Source organism: Pseudomonas sp. GM84 (assembly GCF_000282535.1).
Lineage (GTDB): Bacteria > Pseudomonadota > Gammaproteobacteria > Pseudomonadales > Pseudomonadaceae > Aquipseudomonas.
In genome coordinates this window covers 1-21,429 of the sequence record NZ_AKJC01000026.1, presented here as the reverse complement: position 1 = coordinate 21,429, position 21,429 = coordinate 1, and the positions used below count along the sequence as shown (strand labels likewise).

General features: G+C 63.7%; 14 protein-coding genes. 8 read left to right on the top strand and 6 right to left on the bottom strand.

Annotated features, from left to right (window positions below; all coding sequences use genetic code 11):
• Together PMI38_RS02315 and PMI38_RS02310 are read right to left on the bottom strand one after the other, a co-directional pair.
• Window positions 1-353, bottom strand: a 353-nt coding sequence (locus tag PMI38_RS02315; protein ID WP_008090177.1) for an NUDIX-like domain-containing protein, incomplete at its 3' end; no start/stop codon positions are given.
• Window positions 354-388: 35 nt separating this feature from the next.
• On the bottom strand, window positions 389-1,201 hold the full coding sequence (locus PMI38_RS02310; RefSeq protein WP_008090175.1) for a crotonase/enoyl-CoA hydratase family protein: 813 nt from the start codon (window positions 1,199-1,201) through the stop codon (window positions 389-391).
• Window positions 1,202-1,354: 153 nt separating this feature from the next.
• Here PMI38_RS02310 and nhaB point away from each other — a divergent pair, with 153 nt between their 5' ends.
• The 5 genes from nhaB to PMI38_RS02285 all read left to right on the top strand — a co-directional run bounded on the left by nhaB (window position 1,355) and on the right by PMI38_RS02285 (window position 10,867).
• Window positions 1,355-2,857: a sodium/proton antiporter NhaB gene (gene nhaB, locus PMI38_RS02305; RefSeq protein WP_008090174.1), complete on the top strand. Its 1,503-nt coding sequence runs from the start codon at window positions 1,355-1,357 to the stop codon at window positions 2,855-2,857.
• An 85-nt stretch (window positions 2,858-2,942) separates the two neighbouring features.
• Window positions 2,943-3,578, top strand: a complete 636-nt coding sequence (locus PMI38_RS02300) for a dihydrofolate reductase family protein (RefSeq protein ID WP_008090172.1) — start codon at window positions 2,943-2,945, stop codon at window positions 3,576-3,578.
• A 71-nt stretch (window positions 3,579-3,649) separates the two neighbouring features.
• Window positions 3,650-4,213: a lipocalin family protein gene (locus PMI38_RS02295; RefSeq protein ID WP_008090170.1), complete on the top strand. Its 564-nt coding sequence runs from the start codon at window positions 3,650-3,652 to the stop codon at window positions 4,211-4,213.
• Between the two features lie 44 nt (window positions 4,214-4,257).
• A complete protein-coding gene (locus PMI38_RS02290) occupies window positions 4,258-5,193 on the top strand; it encodes a ribonuclease Z (protein ID WP_008090168.1) in 936 nt (311 codons plus the stop codon).
• A 130-nt stretch (window positions 5,194-5,323) separates the two neighbouring features.
• Window positions 5,324-10,867 (top strand): NEL-type E3 ubiquitin ligase domain-containing protein, encoded by a 5,544-nt coding sequence (locus PMI38_RS02285; RefSeq protein WP_008090166.1) that lies wholly within the window; start codon window positions 5,324-5,326, stop codon window positions 10,865-10,867.
• A gap of 102 nt (window positions 10,868-10,969) precedes the next feature.
• Here PMI38_RS02285 and PMI38_RS02280 read toward each other — a convergent pair whose 3' ends face one another.
• Both PMI38_RS02280 and PMI38_RS02275 read right to left on the bottom strand, forming a co-directional pair.
• A complete protein-coding gene (locus PMI38_RS02280; protein WP_008090164.1) occupies window positions 10,970-12,253 on the bottom strand; it encodes a Zn-dependent hydrolase in 1,284 nt (427 codons plus the stop codon).
• A gap of 130 nt (window positions 12,254-12,383) precedes the next feature.
• Window positions 12,384-13,874: an NCS1 family nucleobase:cation symporter-1 gene (locus PMI38_RS02275; protein WP_008090162.1), complete on the bottom strand. Its 1,491-nt coding sequence runs from the start codon at window positions 13,872-13,874 to the stop codon at window positions 12,384-12,386.
• 616 nt (window positions 13,875-14,490) lie between these two features.
• On the opposite strand from PMI38_RS02275, the gene hydA reads away from it, so the two are divergent.
• From hydA to preA, 3 genes are all read left to right on the top strand, one after another.
• Complete coding sequence (gene hydA / locus PMI38_RS02270; protein ID WP_008090160.1) at window positions 14,491-15,930, top strand: dihydropyrimidinase; 1,440 nt, start codon at window positions 14,491-14,493, stop codon at window positions 15,928-15,930.
• A gap of 162 nt (window positions 15,931-16,092) precedes the next feature.
• Window positions 16,093-17,460, top strand: coding sequence for an NAD(P)-dependent oxidoreductase (locus tag PMI38_RS02265; protein ID WP_008090158.1), 1,368 nt, complete (start codon window positions 16,093-16,095; stop codon window positions 17,458-17,460).
• Complete coding sequence (preA, locus tag PMI38_RS02260; RefSeq protein WP_008090156.1) at window positions 17,461-18,735, top strand: NAD-dependent dihydropyrimidine dehydrogenase subunit PreA; 1,275 nt, start codon at window positions 17,461-17,463, stop codon at window positions 18,733-18,735.
• Window positions 18,736-18,863: 128 nt separating this feature from the next.
• Here the strand turns inward: preA and PMI38_RS02255 are convergent, their stop codons facing one another.
• Window positions 18,864-19,484: a TetR/AcrR family transcriptional regulator gene (locus PMI38_RS02255; protein WP_008090154.1), complete on the bottom strand. Its 621-nt coding sequence runs from the start codon at window positions 19,482-19,484 to the stop codon at window positions 18,864-18,866.
• A 94-nt stretch (window positions 19,485-19,578) separates the two neighbouring features.
• Window positions 19,579-21,387: a glycoside hydrolase family 15 protein gene (locus tag PMI38_RS02250; protein WP_008090152.1), complete on the bottom strand. Its 1,809-nt coding sequence runs from the start codon at window positions 21,385-21,387 to the stop codon at window positions 19,579-19,581.
• Window positions 21,388-21,429: the final 42 nt, after the last annotated feature.

Sequence of the window (21,429 nt, the reverse complement as noted above, 5' to 3'; positions counted from 1 at the left end):
GGCTGGCCGCAGCTGCCGCAGAAACGGTGCTCGCGGGCCCAGGTGCCGATCTGCGCGGCGTAGCCGAGCACTTTGAAGGTGTCGAAGTCGCCTTCGAGCATGAAGGCACGCAGGCCGCGCCAGCTGCAACCCGGCAGCTCGCTGGCGCTGCGCAGTTCGAGCAGGAACACCGGTTCGCCGTCGAAGTGGCCGATGCCGTGCTCGCACAACAGGTCCAGGTCCTGGCGCTTGAGCCAGTCGCGGGGGAACAGCGCGCCGTTGGCGTCCACCAAAAACCCTTCCGGGCTGCGGGCGACGGCCCAGCCCCCGGTGATCTGCGGGTCGAGTACTGCGGTAGTCCAGCGTGCTGACATGTCGGGGTTCCTTGACTGCGCGTCCCCCGGCCCAGTCAGTCGGCGAACGTCGGTTTCTGTTTGCTCATGTGCGCCGCCACGGCCACGCGCAGGTCTTCGGACTGCAGCATCGCGGCGTTCCAGGTGGCGATGTAGTCCAGGCCATCATCGATGCTGTGGTCACGCATGTAGTCGAGCATCTGCTTGGTGCCCGCCACGGCGATCGGCGATTTTGCGGCAATCTCGCGGGCAATGGCAAAGACCGCGTCGAGCAAGGCGGCCTGATCATCATAGACCCGGTTGACCAGGCCGATGCGCAACGCCTCGTCGGCCTCGACGTTACGCCCGGTGAAGGCCAGCTCGCGCATGATGCCGTCGCCGATGATACGTGGCAAACGTTGCAGGGTGCCGACATCGGCGGCCATGCCCATGTCGATTTCCTTGATCGAGAATTGCGCGTCGCGGCTGCAGTAACGCATGTCACAGGCCGAGATCAGGTCGATGGCACCGCCGATGCAATACCCCTGGATCGCCGCCAGCACCGGCTTGCGGCAATTGTCCACGGCATTGAAAGACGCCTGCATGCGCAGGATGGTGCGCCGCAGCAGGCGCGCATTGCGGCCCACGTCCTTGCCCATCTGGCCGGCCAGCGAGGCCAGCATCATCAGGTCTATACCGGCAGAGAAGTGCTTGCCCGCGCCACTGATGACCACGGCGCGCACGGCATCGGTGTCGTCGATCCACTGGAAGATGGTGACGATTTCCTCCCAGAACGCGGCGTTCATCGCGTTGATCTTTTCCGGGCGGTTGATCTGCACATGGGCGATATTGTCGGTCAGTTCGACCTTGAATGCGCTGTACTCGGTCACGGGCGGCACTCCTGTGGCAAAAAGGGTATTGAGCGCTGGATGGTAACTCAGCCCGATGGCCGCACTTGTGCCAAAAACGGGACTGTTTGCCTTGCCTGCAAGGCGCTGATCAGGCACCTTGCGCGCTCGCCGAATCATAAGGATACAAATTACATGTCACGCTCCCTGACCGGCGCCCTGGCCAACAGTTTTCTCGGCCAGTCGCCGCTTTGGTACAAGGCGGTCATCTGCCTGTTTCTCATCCTCAACCCGTTGCTGCTGGTCAGCGTGGGCCCGGTGGCCGCGGGCTGGGCACTGGTGATCGAGTTCATCTTCACCTTGGGCATGGCCCTCAAATGCTACCCGCTGATGCCGGGCGGCCTGTTGCTGGTCGAGGCGTTGCTGCTGAAAATGACAACGCCTCAGGCCCTGTACGACGAGCTGCTGCACAACTTCCCGGTGATCCTGCTGCTGATGTTCATGGTGGCGGGCATTCACTTCATGAAGGAGCTGCTGCTGTTCCTGTTCTCGCGGATTCTGCTCGGGGTGCGTTCGAAGGCGCTGCTGGCACTGCTGTTCTGTGTGCTGTCGGCCTTTCTCTCGGCGTTCCTCGACGCCTTGACCGTGACCGCCGTGATCATCAGCGCCGCCGTGGGCTTCTACGCGGTCTACCACCGCGTCGCCTCCAATGCCAACCCGCGCGAGGAAAGCGCGCTGGACAGCGACCAGCAGATCGAACAACTGCACCGTGAAGACCTCGACCAGTTCCGCGCGTTCCTGCGCAGCCTGCTGATGCACGGCGCGGTCGGTACCGCCCTGGGCGGCGTGTGCACCTTGGTGGGCGAGCCGCAGAACCTGCTGATCGGCCACGAAATGGGGTGGCACTTCGCCGACTTCTTCCAGCAGGTTGCACCGGTCTCGCTGCCCGTGCTCGGCGCGGGCCTGGTGACCTGCGTGCTGCTGGAGAAACTGCGGCTGTTCGGCTACGGCACGCTGATGCCGGACCGCGTGCGCCAGGTGCTGGCCGCCTACGCCGCCGAGGACGATGCCGCGCGCACGCAGGCGCAGCGCGTGGCCCTGTGGGTGCAAGGTATCGCCGCGCTGATCCTGATCGTCTGCCTGGGCCTGCACATTGCCGAGGTCGGCTTGATCGGCCTGCTGGTGATCGTGCTCATCACCGCCTTCACCGGCATCACCGATGAGCATCGCCTGGGCCGCGCGTTCCAGGATGCCATGCCGTTCACCGCGCTGTTGGTGGTGTTCTTCGCAGTGGTCGCGGTGATCCACCAGCAGCAGCTGTTCAGCCCGCTGATCGCCTGGGTGCTGGCGCTGCCTGCCGAACAGCAGCCAGGCATGCTGTACCTGGCCAACGGCCTGCTGTCGGCGATCAGCGACAACGTGTTCGTCGCCACCATCTACATCACCGAGGTGAAGCAGGCATTCCTCAATGGCGGCATGAGCCGCGAGCACTTCGAGACGCTGGCGGTGGCGATCAATACCGGCACCAACCTGCCCAGCGTGGCCACACCCAATGGCCAGGCGGCGTTCCTGTTCCTGCTGACCTCGGCGATCGCGCCGCTGATCCGCCTGTCGTATGGGCGGATGGTGTGGATGGCCTTGCCCTACACCGTGGTCATGGGTGGGCTGGGTTGGTGGGCGGTGACCTACTGGCTGTAGATTCGCCGGTATTGTCGAAACCGCGCCGCGCCGTTCGACCAGGGACAAGGCCTGTGCTCCACAGGCCATTCCTGGAGAACCCACCATGCGCAAACTGATCGTTGCCGCCTTCATCAGCCTCGACGGCGTCATGCAAGCCCCCGGCGGCCCACAGGAAGACACCCGCGGCGGCTTTGCCTACGGTGGCTGGATCGTGCCATATGCCGAAGAAGTCTTCGGCCAGGCCATGCAGGCGCTGTTCAGCCAACCCTTCGAGCTGCTGCTGGGCCGGCGCACCTACGACATCTTCGCCGGCTACTGGCCGAAGGTGAAAGGCAACTCGGAAGACTTCTCCATCGCCGACCTGTTCAACCGCGTGGCCAAGCATGTCGCCACCCATTCGCCCGACACACTCGACTGGCACAACAGCCATGCCCTGGGCGCGGACGTGACCGCTGCCGTGCGCAGGCTCAAGCAGCAGGACGGCGCGGCGCTGCTGACCCAGGGCAGTGCCGAACTGGTCCAGCAACTGCTGGCAGCCGGCCTGGTGGATGAGCTGCAATTGCTGATCCACCCCTTGTTGCTCGGCCACGGCAAACGCCTGTTCGGTAGCGATGCCGCCGCCGCAGCCTTCACCCTGCAGCACTCGCAGGTGTCGCCCAAGGGCGTGGTGATTGCCCGTTACGTGCGCGCGGGCGAGGTGCAGACCGGCTCGTTCGACCTGCCGCCTGAAGAGGCGTGATTCCATACAACTTTTGCAGCGTGCGCGCATCGAAACACAGGTAAGCCCCATCCGCCTCCAGGAGGTTCGCCATGGCGATGCGCACCGCGTTGATCCTTTCCTGCATGACGCTGGCCGTTGCTGGCTGCGTCGGTTCGAGCGACGAACATCGCTCGCCCCCCACCACCCAGCAGGTCGACCTGCAACGCTACCAAGGCACCTGGTACGAGCTGGCGCGCCTGCCGATGTTCTTCCAGCGCAATTGCGTGCAGTCCGAGGCACACTACGGATTGCGCGAAGATGGCCGCATCGACGTGAACAACCGCTGCAAGGAAAAGGACGGCCAGTGGAACCAGGCCCAGGGCATCGCCGAAGCCCAGCAGCCGGGCAGGACCGACAAGCTCTGGGTACAGTTCGACAACTGGTTCAGCCGCCTGGCGCCCGGGATGACCAAGGGCGAATACTGGGTGCTCTACCATGACAAGGATTACCGCGTGGCGCTGGTCGGCCACCCGAACCGCGAGTACCTGTGGCTGTTGTCGCGCACGCCGGCGATCACCGACCAGACCCGCGAGCAGTTGCTGACCCTCGCGCAAAAGCAGGGCTATGACACCAGCAAGCTGATCTGGCGCCAGGATGACCTCGCCACGCCCTGACAACCGGGCTACTGTGTAGGCCCGCAACTTCCGGAGCCCAGGCATTGGACCTGCAGTTTCTCGGCACCTCGGCCGGGGTGCCCACCAAGGCGCGCAACGTCAGCGCCACCGCCGTGATCGAAGCCAGTGGCAGCCACTGGTACCTGGTGGACTGCGGCGAGGGCACCCAGCACCAGCTGCTGCACACCTCGCTTTCGGTGCGCGACCTGCGCGCCATCTTCATCACCCATGTGCACGGCGACCACTGCTTCGGTCTTCCAGGGCTGCTGGCCAGTGCCAGCATGAGCGGGCGCACGCAACCGCTGGACCTGATCCTGCCCGCCGCGCTGCATGACTGGGTACGCCTGAGCCTGGCAGCCAGCGACACTTACTTGTCTTTCGAGCTGCGCCTGCTGGCCGTGGAAACCCTCGAAGGATGGCGCAGCGACACGGTCACGGTCGACACCGTGGCGCTGTCGCACCGGGTGCCGAGCGTCGGTTTCGTGTTCACCGAAATCAACCCCGAGCCGCGTCTGGATGTGCAGCGCCTGGATGCCGAAGGCGTCCCCCGTGGGCCGCTATGGGGCGCCCTGGCCAAGGGCGACGCAGTGGAGCATGCCGGGCGTACCCTGCATGGCCACGACTACCTGCGGGCTTCGCGGCCAGCTCGGCGGGTGATCGTCTGCGGCGACAATGACAACCCCGAACTGCTGGCCGAGGTGGCCAGAGACGCGGATGTGCTGGTGCATGAGGCGACCTTCACCCAAGCGGTCATCGAGCGTACTGGCATCTCCTTTGGCCACAGCAGCGCGGCCGCGGTGGCGCGGTTCGCCGAAACGGCCGGCGTGCGCAACCTGGTGCTGACCCACTTCAGCGCCCGCTACCAGCCCGACCCACGACGCAGCCCCTGCATCGATGAGCTGCGGGATGAAGCGACCGCCCACTACAGCGGGAATTTGATCCTGGCAAAGGACCTGCAGCGCTACCATTTCAAGCGCTAGCGTCATCCCTGTTCGCCACTGCCCAGGAGACTGACGTGGGCCCACGAGCTGGCCCGCACATATTTTTGTATGGTTTTTCACAGGTTGGTAGTCACTAGCATCGAAGACTTCTCTCAATGAGGTCTCGACGATGACAGCTTCATCCATCACCACTGACCATGACACAGCCACGCAGGCCATCCCGGCTCATCAGCAAGTTGTCGCCCGCAAGCTGCCTACGTGGGTTTCGACGGCGGAGCCTGCCATCCATCAACGCATGCGGGCCGCCATCATGTCGCCACCGGCCTGGTTCATTCAGGCCTGGCCGCAATATCCGCAGACAGCGCGTGCATTGGCCAATGACTATGCCTTGCACCGGGAATACCAAGCGAAGCTGGCGCAGTTGCTCAAGCCCTTGCCAAAACTGGAGGCGTTCGCTCAACAAACCCTGACCCCGGCAGTCAAGCAACGCTTCGGCCTGGATCTGGACGTGTCCAAGACCTACCTGCTCAATGCCAGCAAGGCGGTCGAGTACAAACAAAGCCTGGACGGGGACCCGATCGTTGACGGCCAACGCGCACTGAAAATGGCCACTCAATCACTGCTGCGCAGCGCCATGCAGAACTTCGAGAAAGCGGAAGCGCAACCTGGGGGGATGGACCGCGACTCGATGAAGGCTGTCATCCTCGACGACGACGCGTTTGTCTTCACTTGCGCAACCGGCAAGCCGGTGCCCATCGCTCCCGATCAATTTGCAGACTTGTCTCGTCAACTGGACATCGGCGGCGAGTACCAGAAGTTGATCGATGCAGCCTATACGCAAAGTGCACAAGACTTGCTGAAAAACGCCATACAGTCTGCGTTTCGTGTGCATGTCCATTTGGCTTTCCTGCAAGATCACATCAGCAAGGCCATGTACGACGCCTTGCTGGTGTTATCGGTCAGCAACCATGTCCTGTACCAGGGAGAGCCCCTGCACTGCAATTTCATGACTCTGTGGGAGCGCCAGCTCAATGGCGCGTTGATCATCGGCGTCCCCCCCTACAGAGACGTGGTGGTGAGTTATCTGCCCGGTGCTCCAACGCCCTTGAAACAGTATTCCTCGATAAAAGCGTTGCTGGCGGACCTGCCACAGCAATTTCTGACGTACGAATGGTCCCGGCTCAAGCGTTTGATACCGGCACGGTACGTGGACGAGTTGACGAGAAAACTCCAGGACCGGTTGTTACCCATCAAGCTGAACCGGGAAAAGGGTGAATTCGAGGCGGTGCCTGATCCGACTGCAGAGCTTCGAGTGGGCATCCACTACTTCGACCAGCCATTGCTCGATGAGATGGTCCGCCAGAAAATGGCCGGCCTGAAGGATGACGCCGCATTTCATGCCGTCCCCACGGCGCTCGAAGACGAAATGACCGCCCAGAAGCGCAAAGCTTATTTCATCCAGCTAGCGTTCGACGCGCTCAATGTCGGCGCATTCTTCGTACCCGGTCTGGGTGCAGTCATGATGGGCGTCACCGTCTTGCAGCTTGGCTTCGAAATTTTCGATGGCCTGGAAAGCTGGGCCAACGACGACCGCGAGCAGGCCCTGAGCTACATGATGGACGTCGCCGAAAACATGGCACTGATCGGCGCCCTGGGAGCTACGGGCAACATAGGTGGCAGGCCCGCGGTGGAACCTATACCTGTGGAAACGCCCTCGTTCATCGAAGAACTCAAGCCTGTCGAAATGCCCTACGGAGAGACCCGCCTGTGGTACCCCGACCTTGCGCCTTTCGCCCACGACATTGTCTTGCCTGCCGGCTTGGTGCCAGATGAGCTCGGGCTCTATCACTACCAAGGCAAGACCTGGCTGGCCCTCGAAGACAAGGTCTACTCGGTCAGCCAAACGGCGCAGAACAGCGAATTCAGGCTCGAACATCCCAGCGCCAGCAACCGCTACTCGCCGCTCGTGCGACACAACGGTGCAGGTACTTGGCTACATGAACTGGACAAACCGCTCGAATGGCAAGGGCACACCCTGATCCGACGCCTGGGCCAACGCGGCGCCACGATCTCCGCCACCAACGCTCAGCGAATACTGTGGGTCAGCGGCACGTCCGAAGCCGTCATGCGCGGCATGTTCAACGACAACCTGCATCCACCTGCCTTGCTGGAAGATACCCTGCGCCGCTTCACGCTCGATGAGCAGGTGATGGCCGATCTGCCCACGGCCGATGCCAGCACTCGCGCCGCGCAATTCCAAACCCGCTATCAGACATTGATGGCCGATACTCAGGACACTGTTCAGGTCATTAACCGGGCGTACCCCAATCTCCCCAGCGGCATTGCCGAGGAAGTGGTGACCCACGCCAATGCAGACGAACTGCAGCAACTGAAAACAGGCAAGGTACCTTTGCGCCTGTCAGAAGAATTACGCCTCTATCAACAGCAGGTTCGCCTGCAACGGGCGTACGAAGGTCTGTACCTGGAGTCGGTGCGTAACCCCGAGACCGACATATTGATCCTGCATACACTGGAGCGCCTGCCCGGCTGGTCGCCGCAGGTGCGCATCGAGGTGCGCGAAGGCTGGCAGGGTGGACGATTGCTCGACAGCATTGGCCCCGATGACGCTGTGATACACAAGGTGCTGACCCGCCGAGGCTATGACTATGCAGCTTTCGACATCGATGGAAAAAGCCTGCATGGGCACGACGACCTTTACAGTGCGGTCCTGCATGCATTGCCCGACAGCCAGCGCGCCAGCCTCGGGTTCCCCGGCACATGGGACGGCCCGCTCCTGAAGTCCCGAATCCAACAGGGACCGTTGCTGCCTCGGCCAGCGCTCAGGAAGGCGCTCAACATGCAGCCCGCCAGGGCCGGTCGACCTTCACCGATGCGCTTGAGCGATGGCCGCATCGGTTACCCCTTGAGCGGCAGAGGTGCGATCAGCGGCTACATCCTCAGAGATAACTTGCTCGACATGATGAGCTGGCTTGATCTGCCCAGCGAGACGCAATCGGCGGAGCAGATACTCGGCGAGCTTGAAGCAAGAGGGCTGACCCGCCAGCAGATCCACGCCCGCCTCAGCCAACTGCTGGATGAACGCTCAGCAATAGAGGCCCACCTCACCGCCTGGGGCCAGGAATCCAGCACGCTTGCCGATCACCAAAGACGTGGGCCCAGCCGCAGCCGAATACACGAGGCGATCTGGCAAAACTGGTTCGACAACAACCTGCCGGAAATCGGCCGTACCGATACGCCGCTGCGCCTTGAACAGATTCTGCTGATCGACTTTCCCGCGCAGTTGCCTGAATTTTTCATGCAGCGTGTGCAGCGCCTGCAGTTGATCGACATCGAGGTCAGCGGCCTCTCTAATGGTGCGCAGTTTACGGCCGACGAGCAGACCTTCGAGCGGTTCTGCGAGCACTTTCCCCAACTTGTGGCACTGGAAATAGGTCGCATCACACCGACCTCGACCAGCCGCCCCCTCCACTCGCGCCTTCTGCATCGAATGGCCGATTGGTTTCCAAGGCTTCGGGAATTGCGTCTGCCGAACTACGTCCTGCCGCTCATGCGAAGCGATGCAGACGCGCTACGCAACCTGCCCGAACTCGAGCACCTCGACCTGAGCGGTGGCCACATACTCGCCCTGATGGAGACAGACTTGTTCCATGGCATGTCCTTGCGTTTCCTGGGGCTTGATCGGATGAACCTCTATACATGGCCCGAATGGCTCGGCGATGAGACTGTCGCATCCTTGCAGCACCTGTCACTGCGCAACAACCAACTTCCTGGTGTGCCGGAGAGGCTTCTGAACGATTCGACGATGGCGCCTCCCCAAACCTTGATTTCCCTGCACGGCAATCCGCTGTCTACTCGCACCGTCATGCGAGCGCGTTTTCGCGACCATTCAAGCGGCGGACGATACACCTTCGATATCGAGGTACCGCCCGCCCTGCAAAACATCATTGACGAGCAGGCGCGCCAACGCACCGTGCTTCGCGAAGCTCTCGACAGCTGGGCAAGCACGTCGAGTTCGTCGCCCCCTCTGAGCGAGCGAACCAGCCGTGCCAGGTCATTGATCGGTGACCAGCTGCTCGCCCATCTGCATGCTCTGCAGTTGGGTGAGACCCACGCACCGCTGGTGCTCGATGGCATAGAACTGGCTGAGTTCCCACCCCACCTGCCCGACGACTACTTAACCCAGATCCAAAGCGTGCAGCTGGCGCGCGTGACCTGCACTGCAGAGCAGCTGGAGCGCTTCCTCAACCCGTTTCAGGCGCTGTATGCATTAACCCTGGAAGCGTTCAGCGAACCGCTGCAACGCATACCGAACATAGTGACGGTGCTGCCTAACCTGCGGCAGTTCAGGCTGTATGACCAGGGCATGCTGGTGGACCAACAGGCGATCAGTACCTTCGCCAGCATGCACAGCCTCGACTCACTGCACCTGGACGGCAACCGCATCGGCGAGATCAACGATGTTTCTGCACTCTCGGGACGCTTGAACTTACTATCACTGGCCAACACGGGACTGCAGGCCTGGCCCGAATGGGTAGAGGAACTGCTGCCGATCAGCCTGCTGAACCTCAATCACAACCAGATCACCGTGCTCCCCGATCACATTCTCTACAACCCGAACAACAACGAAGGGCAAACCGAGATTTCCCTGTACGGCAACCCGTTGAGCGAAGACACCATGTACCGCGCCCATACCTCCGAGCGGTACGGGCGCGCCTACACCTTCAACATGGACCTACCGGACTCGATTTCAAACAACACAGGGCACGAGCCACACTCATCGGATTCAGCGTCCGAGAGCGGTTCCGATCGCGATGGGCATGTCCACAGCCCGCCACAACCCTTCCCGCAGGACGCACCGGATGTAGAGCGCTGGCTATTAGGGAGCGTCGAGGAAAACCAAGCCCACCGCGATACGTGGCATGCACTGGTGGCGGCCGACGACGCTCAGGACCTGCTTGCACTTATCGGACGACTGACAGAATCGGCACCCTATCGAACCCGTAGCTCACGCGCCGATTTCGCGGCCAGGGTCTGGCACGTACTGGAAATCGCTGCGGGCAGCGCAGAGCAGCGCCAGTTGTTCAACGTGATCGCGCAAGAAGCCGTGCAGACCTGCCCCGATGGTGCGTGGCTGTTGTTCAATCAGATGGAAATCCGTCTATTCACTGAACAGGCGCTGCGCGACATACCTGCGCAATCCCGTGGCCCGGCGCTCTACCGTCTGACCCTGCGGCTATACCGTCTGCATACACTGGACGAAATCGCCCGCACGCAGACTGGCTCCAGGGACGAGGCAGAGGTTCGTCTGGCCTATCGCCTGCGCCTGGCGCAACAGCTGGACCTGCCTCTGCCTCCGAGCAGCATGTTGTTCCAAAGTGTGGCGAGCTTACGTCGGGGGGAGCTGGACGAAGCCTTGGCCCAAGTACAACAAGGCGAGCATGGCGACCCCTTCATCCTCTACGCTGCCAGCCGGGACTTCTGGGTCGATTACTTGAAGGAAGCCAACGCAGAGCGTTTCGCAACGCTGGAACAGGATTACCAGGATCGCGTCCTGGCAGTCACCGACCAGCATCCCGGAGAGACGATCGAGCAACTGCAGCCCGTCTACGACCGCCTTGAGCAAGCGTACCGGCAAAACCGCGCTGGCCTGGTTCGCGAACTGACGCTTGCGGCCAGTCACGCGAACGTGTGAGAGGCCATGCGTATCACCTGAGCGGGCAATTCACTGGCATCCCCTGCGCGGCATTCACTTGCAATGCCGCGCAGGGGATGTTGCGAAGTGGGATAGCCCGGACTACGCCGCCAAACGCCCGCTGGCGATCGCCTCCGACGCTGCCAGCATCGCCCGCAACAACACCGCACACCCCGCCGCCAGGTCTTGCGGCGTGGCGTTCTCGATCTCGTTGTGGCTGATGCCGTTTTCGCACGGTACGAAGATCATCCCCGCCGGCCCCATTTCGGCCAGGAAGATCGCGTCATGCCCTGCCCCGCTGACGATGTCCATGTACGGCAAGCCCAGGGTGCGTGCCGAGTCGCGCACGGCATCGACGCAACCACGGTCGAAGTACAGCGCCGGGAAATCGGCCGTGGGAATCAGCTCATGGGCAAGACCATGCTTGGCACAGGTCGCCTCGATCACCGCGCGCACGTCTTTGATCATCGAATCCAGTCGATCGCCCTCCAGGTGGCGGAAGTCCAAGGTCATGCGCACCTCGCCCGGTATCACGTTGCGGGAACCCGGATAGGCCTGCAGGCAACCCACGGTGCCGCAGGCATGCGGCTGATGGCCGAGCGCTGCGCGGTTGACCGCCTCGACCACCGCCGCAGCGCCGACCAGGGCGTCCTTGCGCAGGTGCATCGGCGTCGGGCCGGCGTGGGCTTCGACGCCACGCAGGGTCAGGTCGAACCACTTCTGGCCCAGTGCCCCCAGCACCACGCCGATGGTCTTCGCCTGGTCTTCGAGGATCGGCCCCTGTTCGATATGCGCTTCGAAGTAAGCCCCCACCGGGTGGCCGAGCACCGCACGCTGGCCGGCATAGCCGATGGCATTGAGGGCCTCGCCCATGCTGACCCCCTGGGCGTCGCGCTTGGCCAGGGTTTCCTCCAGGGTGAACTTGCCGGCGAATACGCCCGAACCCATCATGCACGGCGCAAAGCGGGAGCCCTCTTCGTTGGTCCACACCACCACTTCCAGGGGGGCTTCGGTCTCGATGCCCAGGTCGTTGAGGGTGCGGATCACTTCCAGGCCCGCCATCACCCCGAAGCAGCCATCGAACTTGCCGCCGGTGGGCTGGGTGTCGATGTGGCTGCCCGTCATCACGGGCGGCAGCTTGGGGTTGCGTCCCGGCCGGCGGGCGAAGATGTTGCCCACCGCATCGACGCTGACGCTGCAGCCAGCGGCTTCGCACCATTCGACGAACAGGTCGCGGGCCTGGCGGTCGAGGTCGGTCAGGGCCAGGCGGCATACGCCGCCCTTGGCGGTGGCGCCAAGGCGCGCCAGGTCCATCAGCGATTGCCACAGGCGGGCGCTGTCGACATGGTGGTCGGTGGATTGCAGGACATGCTGGGCTGGGGTCATTGGGTTGTCTCCTCAGGCGTTTTTGTTATCTGCATTCATCTTCGGGCCTCATCGCCGGCAAGCCGGCTCCCAAAGGGAACATCGCTGACCTTGTGGGAGCCGGCTTGCCGGCGATGGGGCCAACGCGGTATCAGGGCAACGGCTTGGCCAACCGCGCCGCCCCACGCACCGCCACGCCCCCCAGGGCGTAGTACAACGCGCCCCCGAGCAGCGAGCCGGTAAACCAGCCATAGTCGTAGAACCAGCTGAAACTGCTGTTGCCAATGGCCATCACGGTCAGCGTCACCGGCACGCCGAAGGCGGCAAAGCCCGCCCAGTTCCAGGCCGGGTAGACGTCGTCGCGGTACAACCCGGCCAGGTCCAGCTTCTGCCGCCGGATCAGGAAGTAGTCCACCACCATGATTCCGGCAATCGGCCCGAGCAGGCTGGAGTAACCCAGCAGCCAGTTGGAATAGACACTCTCAAGGCTCAGGTCGGAGACGATCCAGCCAAGCTTCTTCAGCAGTTCGTGGCCCATCAGCGCCAGACCGATGAAGCCGGTCAGCCACACCGCGCGGCTGCGCCCGATCAGGCGCGGGGCGATGTTCTGGAAGTCGTTGGTCGGTGACACGATGTTGGCCGCGGTGTTGGTCGACAGCGTGGCGATGACGATCAGCGCCATGGCCAACGCTACCCACCCCGGGCTCTGGATCTTGCCGATCAGGCTCACCGGATCCGACACCGTTTCGCCCACCAGCGACGCCGAGGCGGCGGTCATCACCACACCCAGCGCCGCGAACAGGAACATGGTCAGCGGCAGGCCGAAGATCTGCCCGAGGATCTGGTCCTTCTGGCTTTTGGCATAGCGGCTGAAGTCCGGGATGTTCAGCGACAGCGTGGCCCAGAAGCCGACCATCGCCGTGAGCCCGGCGCAGAAGTAGCTGACCACGCTCGCCCCTTCCGGGCGCTTGGGCGGCTGGGCCAGCAACTCGGTCATCGACATGTGCGGCAAGGCCCAGAACAGCAGGCCAAAGCCCACGGCCACCAGCAGCGGCGCCGACAGCGTCTCAAGCCATTTGATCGACTCGGCGCCGCGCAGTACCACCCACAGGTTGAGCGCCCAGAACACCATGAAGCCGATCACTTCGCCGGTGCCGCCCAGGGCTTTCCACTCATCGAAGATCGAACCCAGGAACAGGTGGATGGCCAAGCCGCCGAACATCGTCTGGATGCCGAACCAGCCGCAGGCGACCACCGCGCGAATCAGGCAAGGCACGTTGGAACCGAGGATGCCGAACGAGGACCGCAGCAGCACGGGGAACGGAATGCCGTACTTGGTGCCGGGGAAGGCATTGAGCGTCAGCGGGATCAGGACGATCAGGTTGGCCAGCAGGATCGCCAGCAGCGCCTCGCCCACGCTCAAGCCGAAGTAGGCTGTGAGAACACCGCCAAGGGTGTAGGTGGGCACGCAGATGGACATGCCCACCCACAGCGCGGTGATGTGCCATTTGTTCCAGGTGCGCTGGTGCACCTTGGTCGGTGCGATGTCGTGGTTGTAGCGTGGGCTGTCGAGCACGTCACTGCCCGCCGACAGCTCGAACAGTCCATCCTGCTCGATCACTTCCGATCTGCTCTGTTGCATGGGGCCTTCTCCAGATTTTTCTAATTGTTCGCTCATCGGGCTAATGCGATGGCCGGAGTCTCTACACCACCAGTACTGCACCTCCGGTCCGGCCTGGCGGTTGTGGCCGTACTCAATTTGCGTGCCGGGTTGGCCTGGGCCTGCCCGACGGCCGCCGCCGACCGGAGGTAATCAACTGATCTGCAAGGCTTTCAACTGCGCCCGGCGAAGGCACGCTGATGCCTTCGCCGGGTGTTCGTGCCGCCCTGGGCCGGCCCTGGCCCTCGCACCCGGTTTCACCTTGGTGCAGCCTGGTTTTTCAGTGGCGCGGCCAGCCCCTCGAAGCCAGGATTCAAGCAGCTGATTTTGCATGGAAAATCTTGACCAATTTGGCATCTTGTCAAGTGCGTCAAAATGGTGAATGGCCTCACCATTTTGGTGAACTGCAAAATATTTATATAAATATCAATTAGTTACGATAGTTATAAGCTCATGAATTATTTTCTTGATCAATCCATAATCAGCAACTAGATTCCATTCTTGTCAGGTCTGACAGGATTGAAATCCATCCTCCAGCCACTGGCCCATAACAATTTCAAGAACCGGCCCAGACCGGTCAGCCTGCGAGGAAGACGGCATGTCCCTGTTGATCCGTGGCGCCACCGTGGTAACCCACGAAGAGAGCTATCCCGCTGATGTCCTGTGTGTCGATGGCCAGATCCGCGCCATTGGCAAAGACCTCGAACCGCCCACCGACTGCGAGATCCTCGACGGCAGCGGCCAGTACCTGATGCCCGGCGGCATCGACCCGCACACCCACATGCAGTTGCCCTTCATGGGCACCGTGGCCAGCGAAGACTTCTTCAGCGGCACCGCCGCGGGGTTGGCCGGCGGCACCACCTCGATCATCGACTTCGTCATCCCCAACCCGCAGCAGTCACTGATGGAAGCCTTCCACACCTGGCGCGGCTGGGCGCAGAAGAGCGCGTCCGACTATGGCTTCCACGTCGCCATCACCTGGTGGAGCGAGCAGGTGGCCGAGGAAATGGGCGAGCTGGTGACCCAGCACGGGGTCAACAGCTTCAAGCACTTCATGGCCTACAAGAACGCCATCATGGCCGCCGACGACACCCTGGTGGCCAGCTTCGAGCGCTGCCTGCAGCTGGGCGCGGTGCCCACCGTGCATGCCGAGAACGGCGAGCTGGTCTACCACCTGCAACAGAAACTGCTCGCCCAGGGCATGACCGGCCCGGAAGCACACCCGCTGTCGCGCCCCTCGCAAGTCGAAGGCGAGGCTGCCAGCCGCGCCATCCGCATCGCCGAAACCATCGGCACGCCGCTGTACGTGGTGCACATCTCCAGCCGCGAAGCGCTGGATGAAATCAGCTATGCCCGTGCCAAGGGCCAGCCGGTGTACGGCGAAGTGCTGCCCGGCCACCTGCTGATCGACGACAGCGTCTACCGCCACCCGGACTGGTCCACTGCCGCCGGCTACGTGATGAGCCCACCGTTCCGCCCGCGCGAGCACCAGGAGGCGCTGTGGCGTGGCCTGCAGTCGGGCAACCTGCACACCACCGCCACCGACCACTGCTGCTTCTGCGCCGAACAGAAAGCCATGGGCCGCAACGACTTCAGCCGTATCCCCAACGGCACGGCCGGCATCGAAGACCGCATGGCGGTGCTGTGGGATGCGGGGGTCAACAGCGGGCGCCTGTCGATGCACGAATTCGTCGCGCTGACCTCCACCAACACGGCGAAGATCTTCAACCTGTTCCCGCGCAAGGGCGCCATCCGCGTGGGGGCCGACGCCGACCTGGTGCTGTGGGACCCGCAGGGCACGCGCACGATCTCTGCCCAGACCCACCACCAGCGCGTCGACTTCAACATTTTCGAAGGCCGCACCGTGCGCGGCATTCCCAGCCACACCATCAGCCAGGGCCGGGTGGTCTGGGCCGATGGCGACCTGCGCGCCGAGCCAGGCGCAGGCCGGTATGTGGAACGTCCGGCCTACCCCTCGGTGTACGAGGTGTTGGGCCGACGCGCCGAGCAGCAGCGCCCGACGCCCGTTCAGCGCTGAGGCCATCGCCGGCAAGCCGGCTCCCACAGGGATAGCACCGCTTTCCAGGACACCACTGTGCTTGTGGACATCACTGTCCCTGTGTGGGAGCCGGCTTGCCGGCGATTGGGGCGCACAGCGCCCCCACCCCGAGCCCCATATAAAAAAAGAGAGGCTACAACCGTGATCGATGCCCTGAACCACTTGCCGCGCCCCCGCGCCGGCAACGACTCGCTGGCCGAGCAATTCAGCGACCTCGCCCCGCCCCTCACCGCCCGCCAGGCCGCCGTGGAAAGCGCCCGTTGCCTGTACTGCTACGACGCCCCTTGCGTGAACGCGTGCCCAAGCGAAATCGACATCCCGTCGTTCATCCACCGCATCAGCGACGAAAACCTGCAAGGCGCCGCCGAACGCATCCTCTCGGCCAACATCCTCGGTGGCAGCTGCGCCCGCGTATGCCCCACCGAGATCCTCTGCCAGCAGGCCTGCGTGCGTAACAATGCCCAGGAATGCGCCCCCGTGCTGATCGGCCAACTGCAGCGCTATGCCCTGGACAACGCAGGCTTCAGCGAACACCCGTTCCAGCGCTCACCCGCCACCGGCAAACGCATTGCCGTGGTCGGTGCCGGCCCGGCCGGGTTGTCCTGCGCCCATCGCCTGGCCATGCACGGCCATGACGTGGTGCTGTTCGAAGCAAGCGAAAAGGCCGGTGGCCTCAACGAATACGGCATCGCCCGCTACAAGCTGGTGGACGACTACGCACAGCGTGAAGTGGATTTCCTGCTGGGCATCGGCGGCATCGAAGTCCGCCACGGCCAGCGCCTGGGCAGCAACCTGGGCCTTGCCGAGTTGCGTGAGCAGTACGACGCCGTGTTCCTTGGTCTTGGACTGAACGCCGTGCGCCAGCTTGGACTGCCGGATGAAGAAGCCCCGGGCCTGCTCGCCGCCACCGAGTACATCCGCGAACTGCGCCAGGCCGACGACCTCACGCAACTGCCACTGGCCGACCGCTGCCTGGTCATCGGCGCCGGCAACACCGCCATCGACATGGCCGTGCAGATGAGCCGCCTGGGCGCGCGCGACGTCAACCTGGTGTACCGCCGCGGCTTCGCCGACATGGGCGCCACCGGCCACGAGCAGGACATCGCCAAGGCCAACCAGGTCCGCCTGCACACCTGGGCCCGCCCCGACAGCGTGCTGCTGGACGACGACGGCCGGGTACGCGGTATGCGCTTCGCCCGCACCGAGCTTGCCGACGGCCGCCTGCGCGATACCGGGGAAACCTTCGAACTGGCCGCCGACGCCATCTTCAAGGCCATCGGCCAACGCTTCGACGAGCAGAGCCTGAGCGACCCGCTGGCCGCTCAACTGGCCCGCGACGGCGAACGCATCCGCGTCGACGCCGACATGCGCACCAGCCTGCCGGGCGTCTACGCCGGCGGCGACTGCACCGCCCTGGGCCAGGACCTCACCGTCCAGGCCGTGCAACATGGCAAGCTGGCCGCCGAAGCCATCCATGCCCAACTCATGCTCAACGTGGAGGCAGCATAAATGGCCGACTTGTCCATTCAATTCGCCGGCATCAAGTCACCCAACCCCTTCTGGCTGGCCTCCGCCCCCCCGACCGACAAAGCCTACAACGTGGTCCGCGCCTACGAGGCCGGCTGGGGGGGCGTGGTCTGGAAAACCCTGGGCGAGGACCCGGCAGCGGTCAACGTGTCGTCGCGCTACTCGGCGCACTACGGCGCCAACCGCCAGGTGCAGGGCATCAACAACATCGAGCTGATCACCGACCGTTCGCTGGAGATCAACCTGCGCGAAATCACCCAGGTGAAGAAGGACTGGCCCGACCGTGCGCTGATCGTGTCGCTGATGGTGCCGTGCGAGGAGGAGTCCTGGAAGTTCATCCTGCCGCTGGTGGAGGCCACCGGCGCCGATGGCATCGAGCTGAACTTCGGCTGCCCGCACGGCATGCCCGAACGCGGCATGGGCGCCGCGGTCGGCCAGGTGCCGGAATACGTGGAGATGGTCACCCGCTGGTGCAAGACCTATTGCGCGTTGCCGGTGATCGTCAAGCTCACGCCCAACATCACCGATATTCGCCAGTCGGCCCGTGCGGCCCATCGCGGTGGCGCGGATGCGGTGTCATTGATCAACACCATCAACTCGATCACCAGCGTCGACCTCGACCGCATGGTCGCGCACCCGATCGTCGGTGATCAGAGTACCCATGGCGGGTACTGCGGCTCGGCGGTAAAGCCCATCGCCTTGAACATGGTCGCCGAGATCGCCCGCGACCCGGAAACCCGTGGCCTGCCCATCTGCGGTATCGGCGGTATCGGCAACTGGCGCGATGCCGCCGAATTCATTGCCCTGGGCAGTGGCGCGGTGCAGGTGTGCACGGCGGCGATGCTGCATGGGTTCCGCATCGTCGAGGACATGAAGGACGGCCTGGCGCGATGGATGGACCAGCACGGGCATCGCAACCTGGAGGCGTTCCGCGGGCAAGCCGTGGCGCACACCACCGACTGGAAGTACCTGGACATCAACTACAAGTCGGTGGCGCATATCGACCAGGATGCGTGCATTGGCTGCGGGCGCTGTCATATCGCTTGTGAGGATACGTCGCACCAGGCCATCGCCAGCACGCTGAAGGCGGATGGGACCCATGCCTATAGCGTGATCGAGGAGGAGTGCGTGGGGTGCAACCTGTGTCAGATTACCTGCCCGGTGGAGAGCTGCATCGAGATGGTGGCGCAGGATACCGGGAAGCCTTACCTGAACTGGACGCAGGATCCGCGTAACCCCTACCGCGAAGCCAGCTGAAAGTGAGTGGGGCCGCTGCGCGGCCCATTCGCGGGGCAAGCCCGCTCCCACAGGTACCGCGCTGCTTCAGAGAACTGCGCGGTATCTGTGGGAGCGGGCTTGCCCCGCGAATGGGCTGCAAAGCAGCCCTATGGCTCCAACCCAATCCCCCGCAGGATCACACAGGTCACCGTCTGCACCGCCCGCTCGAACGCCGGGTCCGACAGCGCTTCCCCGCCATTGAGCACCGTCACCTGGTAACCGAAGTCGGCATAGTGCTGGGTCGATGCCCAGATCATGTACAGCAACGCCGAAGGCTCCACCGGCAGGATGCGCCCCTCCTCCACCCAACGGCGAATCTTGTCTTCCTTCAGTTTCGCCCAGGGCACCAGGCTTTCATCCAGGCTCACGCCCAGCACCGGCGCACCATGCAGCATCTCTTCGGCCCAGATCTTCGAGCCCAGCGGCCGCGAGCGTGAATGGCCCATCTTGGCGCGGATGTAACTGGTCAGCACCACCCGCGGGTCGTCGAAATTCTCGAAGCACAGGGCGTCCTGCTTCCACACATCCAGCAAGTCCTGCAGCACCGCGCGAAACAGGTCGTCCTTGGTGCTGAAGTAGTAATGCAGATTGGAACGCGGAAGCTCGGCCTGCTCGGCGATATCGCCCATTGAGGTGGCGCCGAAACCCTTTTCGGCGAACACCTTTTCGGCGGCCTGCAGAATCTTTTCTACATTGCGCCGACGAATCTCGATCTTGTGGTTGGCCATGGCCTGCTCAATACGCCTGAAACCTGTCAAGGCTAACAGCTTTGCAACGCCGTCGTCTCGGCCTGCGCGGCCTGGCAGACGCTGCAGGACGCGGTCAGCCCAGACCCTTGCCACTGCTGGCCCGGTCGCGCACCGGGCACTGCGCCCGGTGCAGGTTCAGCGCGGTATTGATGATGCCGATATGGCTGAACGCCTGGGGGAAATTGCCCAGCATCCGCTGCCCGGCCGGGTCGTATTGCTCTGCCAGCAGGCCGAGGTCATTGCACAGCCCGGTCAGTTTCTCGTACAGCGCCTGCGCCTGCTCCTGTCGCCCTAGCAGCACATAGACGTCGGCCAACCAGAAGGAACACACCAGGAACGTGCCCTCCCCGGGCGTGAGCCCGTCGCTGCAGCTGTCGCTGTCATAGCGCAACAGCAAGCCATTCTTCAGCAGCCGTTGCTCGATCTGCTCCAAGGTGCGCAAGAAGCGAGGGTCCTCTACCGGCAGAAAGCCGGTCAGGGCAATCTGCAGCAGGCTGGCGTCCAGCTCGCGTGAACCATAGGCCTGGACGAAATAGGCCCCGCTGGCATCCAGCCCTTGGGCGCAGACTTCGCGGTGAATCTGATCGGCCACTTGCCGATAATGGCGACCCCGCTCGCGGTCCTCTTCGGTGGTATTGGCCAGCCCTGCCGCACGGTCGAAGGCGACCCAGGCCATGACCTTGGAATGCACGAAGTGCTGGCGGGGGCCGCGCACTTCCCACAGGCCTTCGTCCGGCTCACGCCAGATACGCTCGACATAGGGCAGGATCAAACGGGCGATCGCGGCGCTACGGGGGTGGCGCGGCAGCCCGCCCTTGATCGCCTGGGTCATGGCATCGGCCAGTTCCCCGTAGATGTCCAGCTGCCGCTGCCCGGATGCCGCGTTGCCCACCCGCACCGGTTGCGAGCGCTCGTAGCCGGCCAGCCACGGCAGGGTGTATTCCTGGAGGTCGCGCTCCCCGGCCAGGCCGTACATGATCTGCATCTGCTCGGGGTTGCCGGCCACCGAGCGCAACAGCCATTCGCGCCAGGCCTGGGCCTCGTCGAAATAACCGAGGTTCATGAACGCCAGCAGGGTCATGGTGGCGTCGCGCAGCCAGCAGAAGCGGTAGTCCCAGTTGCGCTCGCCCCCTACCCGCTCGGGCAACGAGGTGGTGACGGCGGCGACGATGCCGCCGGTGGGGGCGTAGGTCATGGCCTTCAGGGTCAGCAACGAACGGCGCACCAGGGCGGTGTATGGCCCCACCTCCGGGCAACGGGCGGCGAACGCCTGCCACTGCTCAAGGGTGTGTGCCAAAGCCTGGTCGAGGTCGCAGTCCGGTTGCACCGGCAGGTGCGAGGGCTGATGGCGCAGGCTGAACACGTGACGCTCGCCTGCGCCAACGCGAAAGCGCGCGACCGTGTGATGGTCGCGCGCGTGCGGCGGCACGCTGCTGCACAGGATCAGACGGTCGGGGCCGGCGACGGCGCTGAGGGTCAGGGGGTCGAGCATTTCTACCCAGGGGACGCTGCGGCCGTAATCGAAGCGCAGCACCAGGTCCATTTCGAAGTGGGTTTCGCCGGACAGACCCTCGACGATGCGCACCACCGAGTTGACCTCGTCCAACGGCATGAAGTCGAGCACACGGGCACGACCGCTGGCGGTGACCCAGGTGGTTTCCAGTACCAGCGTGTCTTGCAGATAGCGGCGGCTGCTGTGCTCGACAGGGTCGCTGGGCGCCAGGCGCCAGCGGCCGTTTTCTTCGTTGCCCAGCAGCGATGCGAACACTGCAGGGGCGTCGAAGCGCGGCAGGCACAGCCAGTCGAGGGAGCCGTCGCGGCTGACCAGGGCGGCGCTGCGGCAGTTGCCGAGCAGGGCGTAGTCTTCGATGTGGGCGGGCATCAGCTCTCCTTTACTGTTGAACCTGTACTGGCCTCTTCGCGG

What these genes read in the sequence shown, in the direction of transcription:
- nhaB (WP_008090174.1), top strand. Translation starts at nt 1,355, where the DNA reads ATGTCACGCTCCCTGACCGGCGCCCTGGCCAACAGTTTTCTCGGCCAG.
- PMI38_RS02300 (WP_008090172.1), top strand. Translation starts at nt 2,943, where the DNA reads ATGCGCAAACTGATCGTTGCCGCCTTCATCAGCCTCGACGGCGTCATG.
- PMI38_RS02295 (WP_008090170.1), top strand. Translation starts at nt 3,650, where the DNA reads ATGGCGATGCGCACCGCGTTGATCCTTTCCTGCATGACGCTGGCCGTT.
- PMI38_RS02285 (WP_008090166.1), top strand. Translation starts at nt 5,324, where the DNA reads ATGACAGCTTCATCCATCACCACTGACCATGACACAGCCACGCAGGCC.
- PMI38_RS02280 (WP_008090164.1), bottom strand. Translation starts at nt 12,253, where the DNA reads ATGACCCCAGCCCAGCATGTCCTGCAATCCACCGACCACCATGTCGAC.
- PMI38_RS02275 (WP_008090162.1), bottom strand. Translation starts at nt 13,874, where the DNA reads ATGCAACAGAGCAGATCGGAAGTGATCGAGCAGGATGGACTGTTCGAG.
- hydA (WP_008090160.1), top strand. Translation starts at nt 14,491, where the DNA reads ATGTCCCTGTTGATCCGTGGCGCCACCGTGGTAACCCACGAAGAGAGC.
- preA (WP_008090156.1), top strand. Translation starts at nt 17,461, where the DNA reads ATGGCCGACTTGTCCATTCAATTCGCCGGCATCAAGTCACCCAACCCC.
- PMI38_RS02255 (WP_008090154.1), bottom strand. Translation starts at nt 19,484, where the DNA reads ATGGCCAACCACAAGATCGAGATTCGTCGGCGCAATGTAGAAAAGATT.
- PMI38_RS02250 (WP_008090152.1), bottom strand. Translation starts at nt 21,387, where the DNA reads ATGCCCGCCCACATCGAAGACTACGCCCTGCTCGGCAACTGCCGCAGC.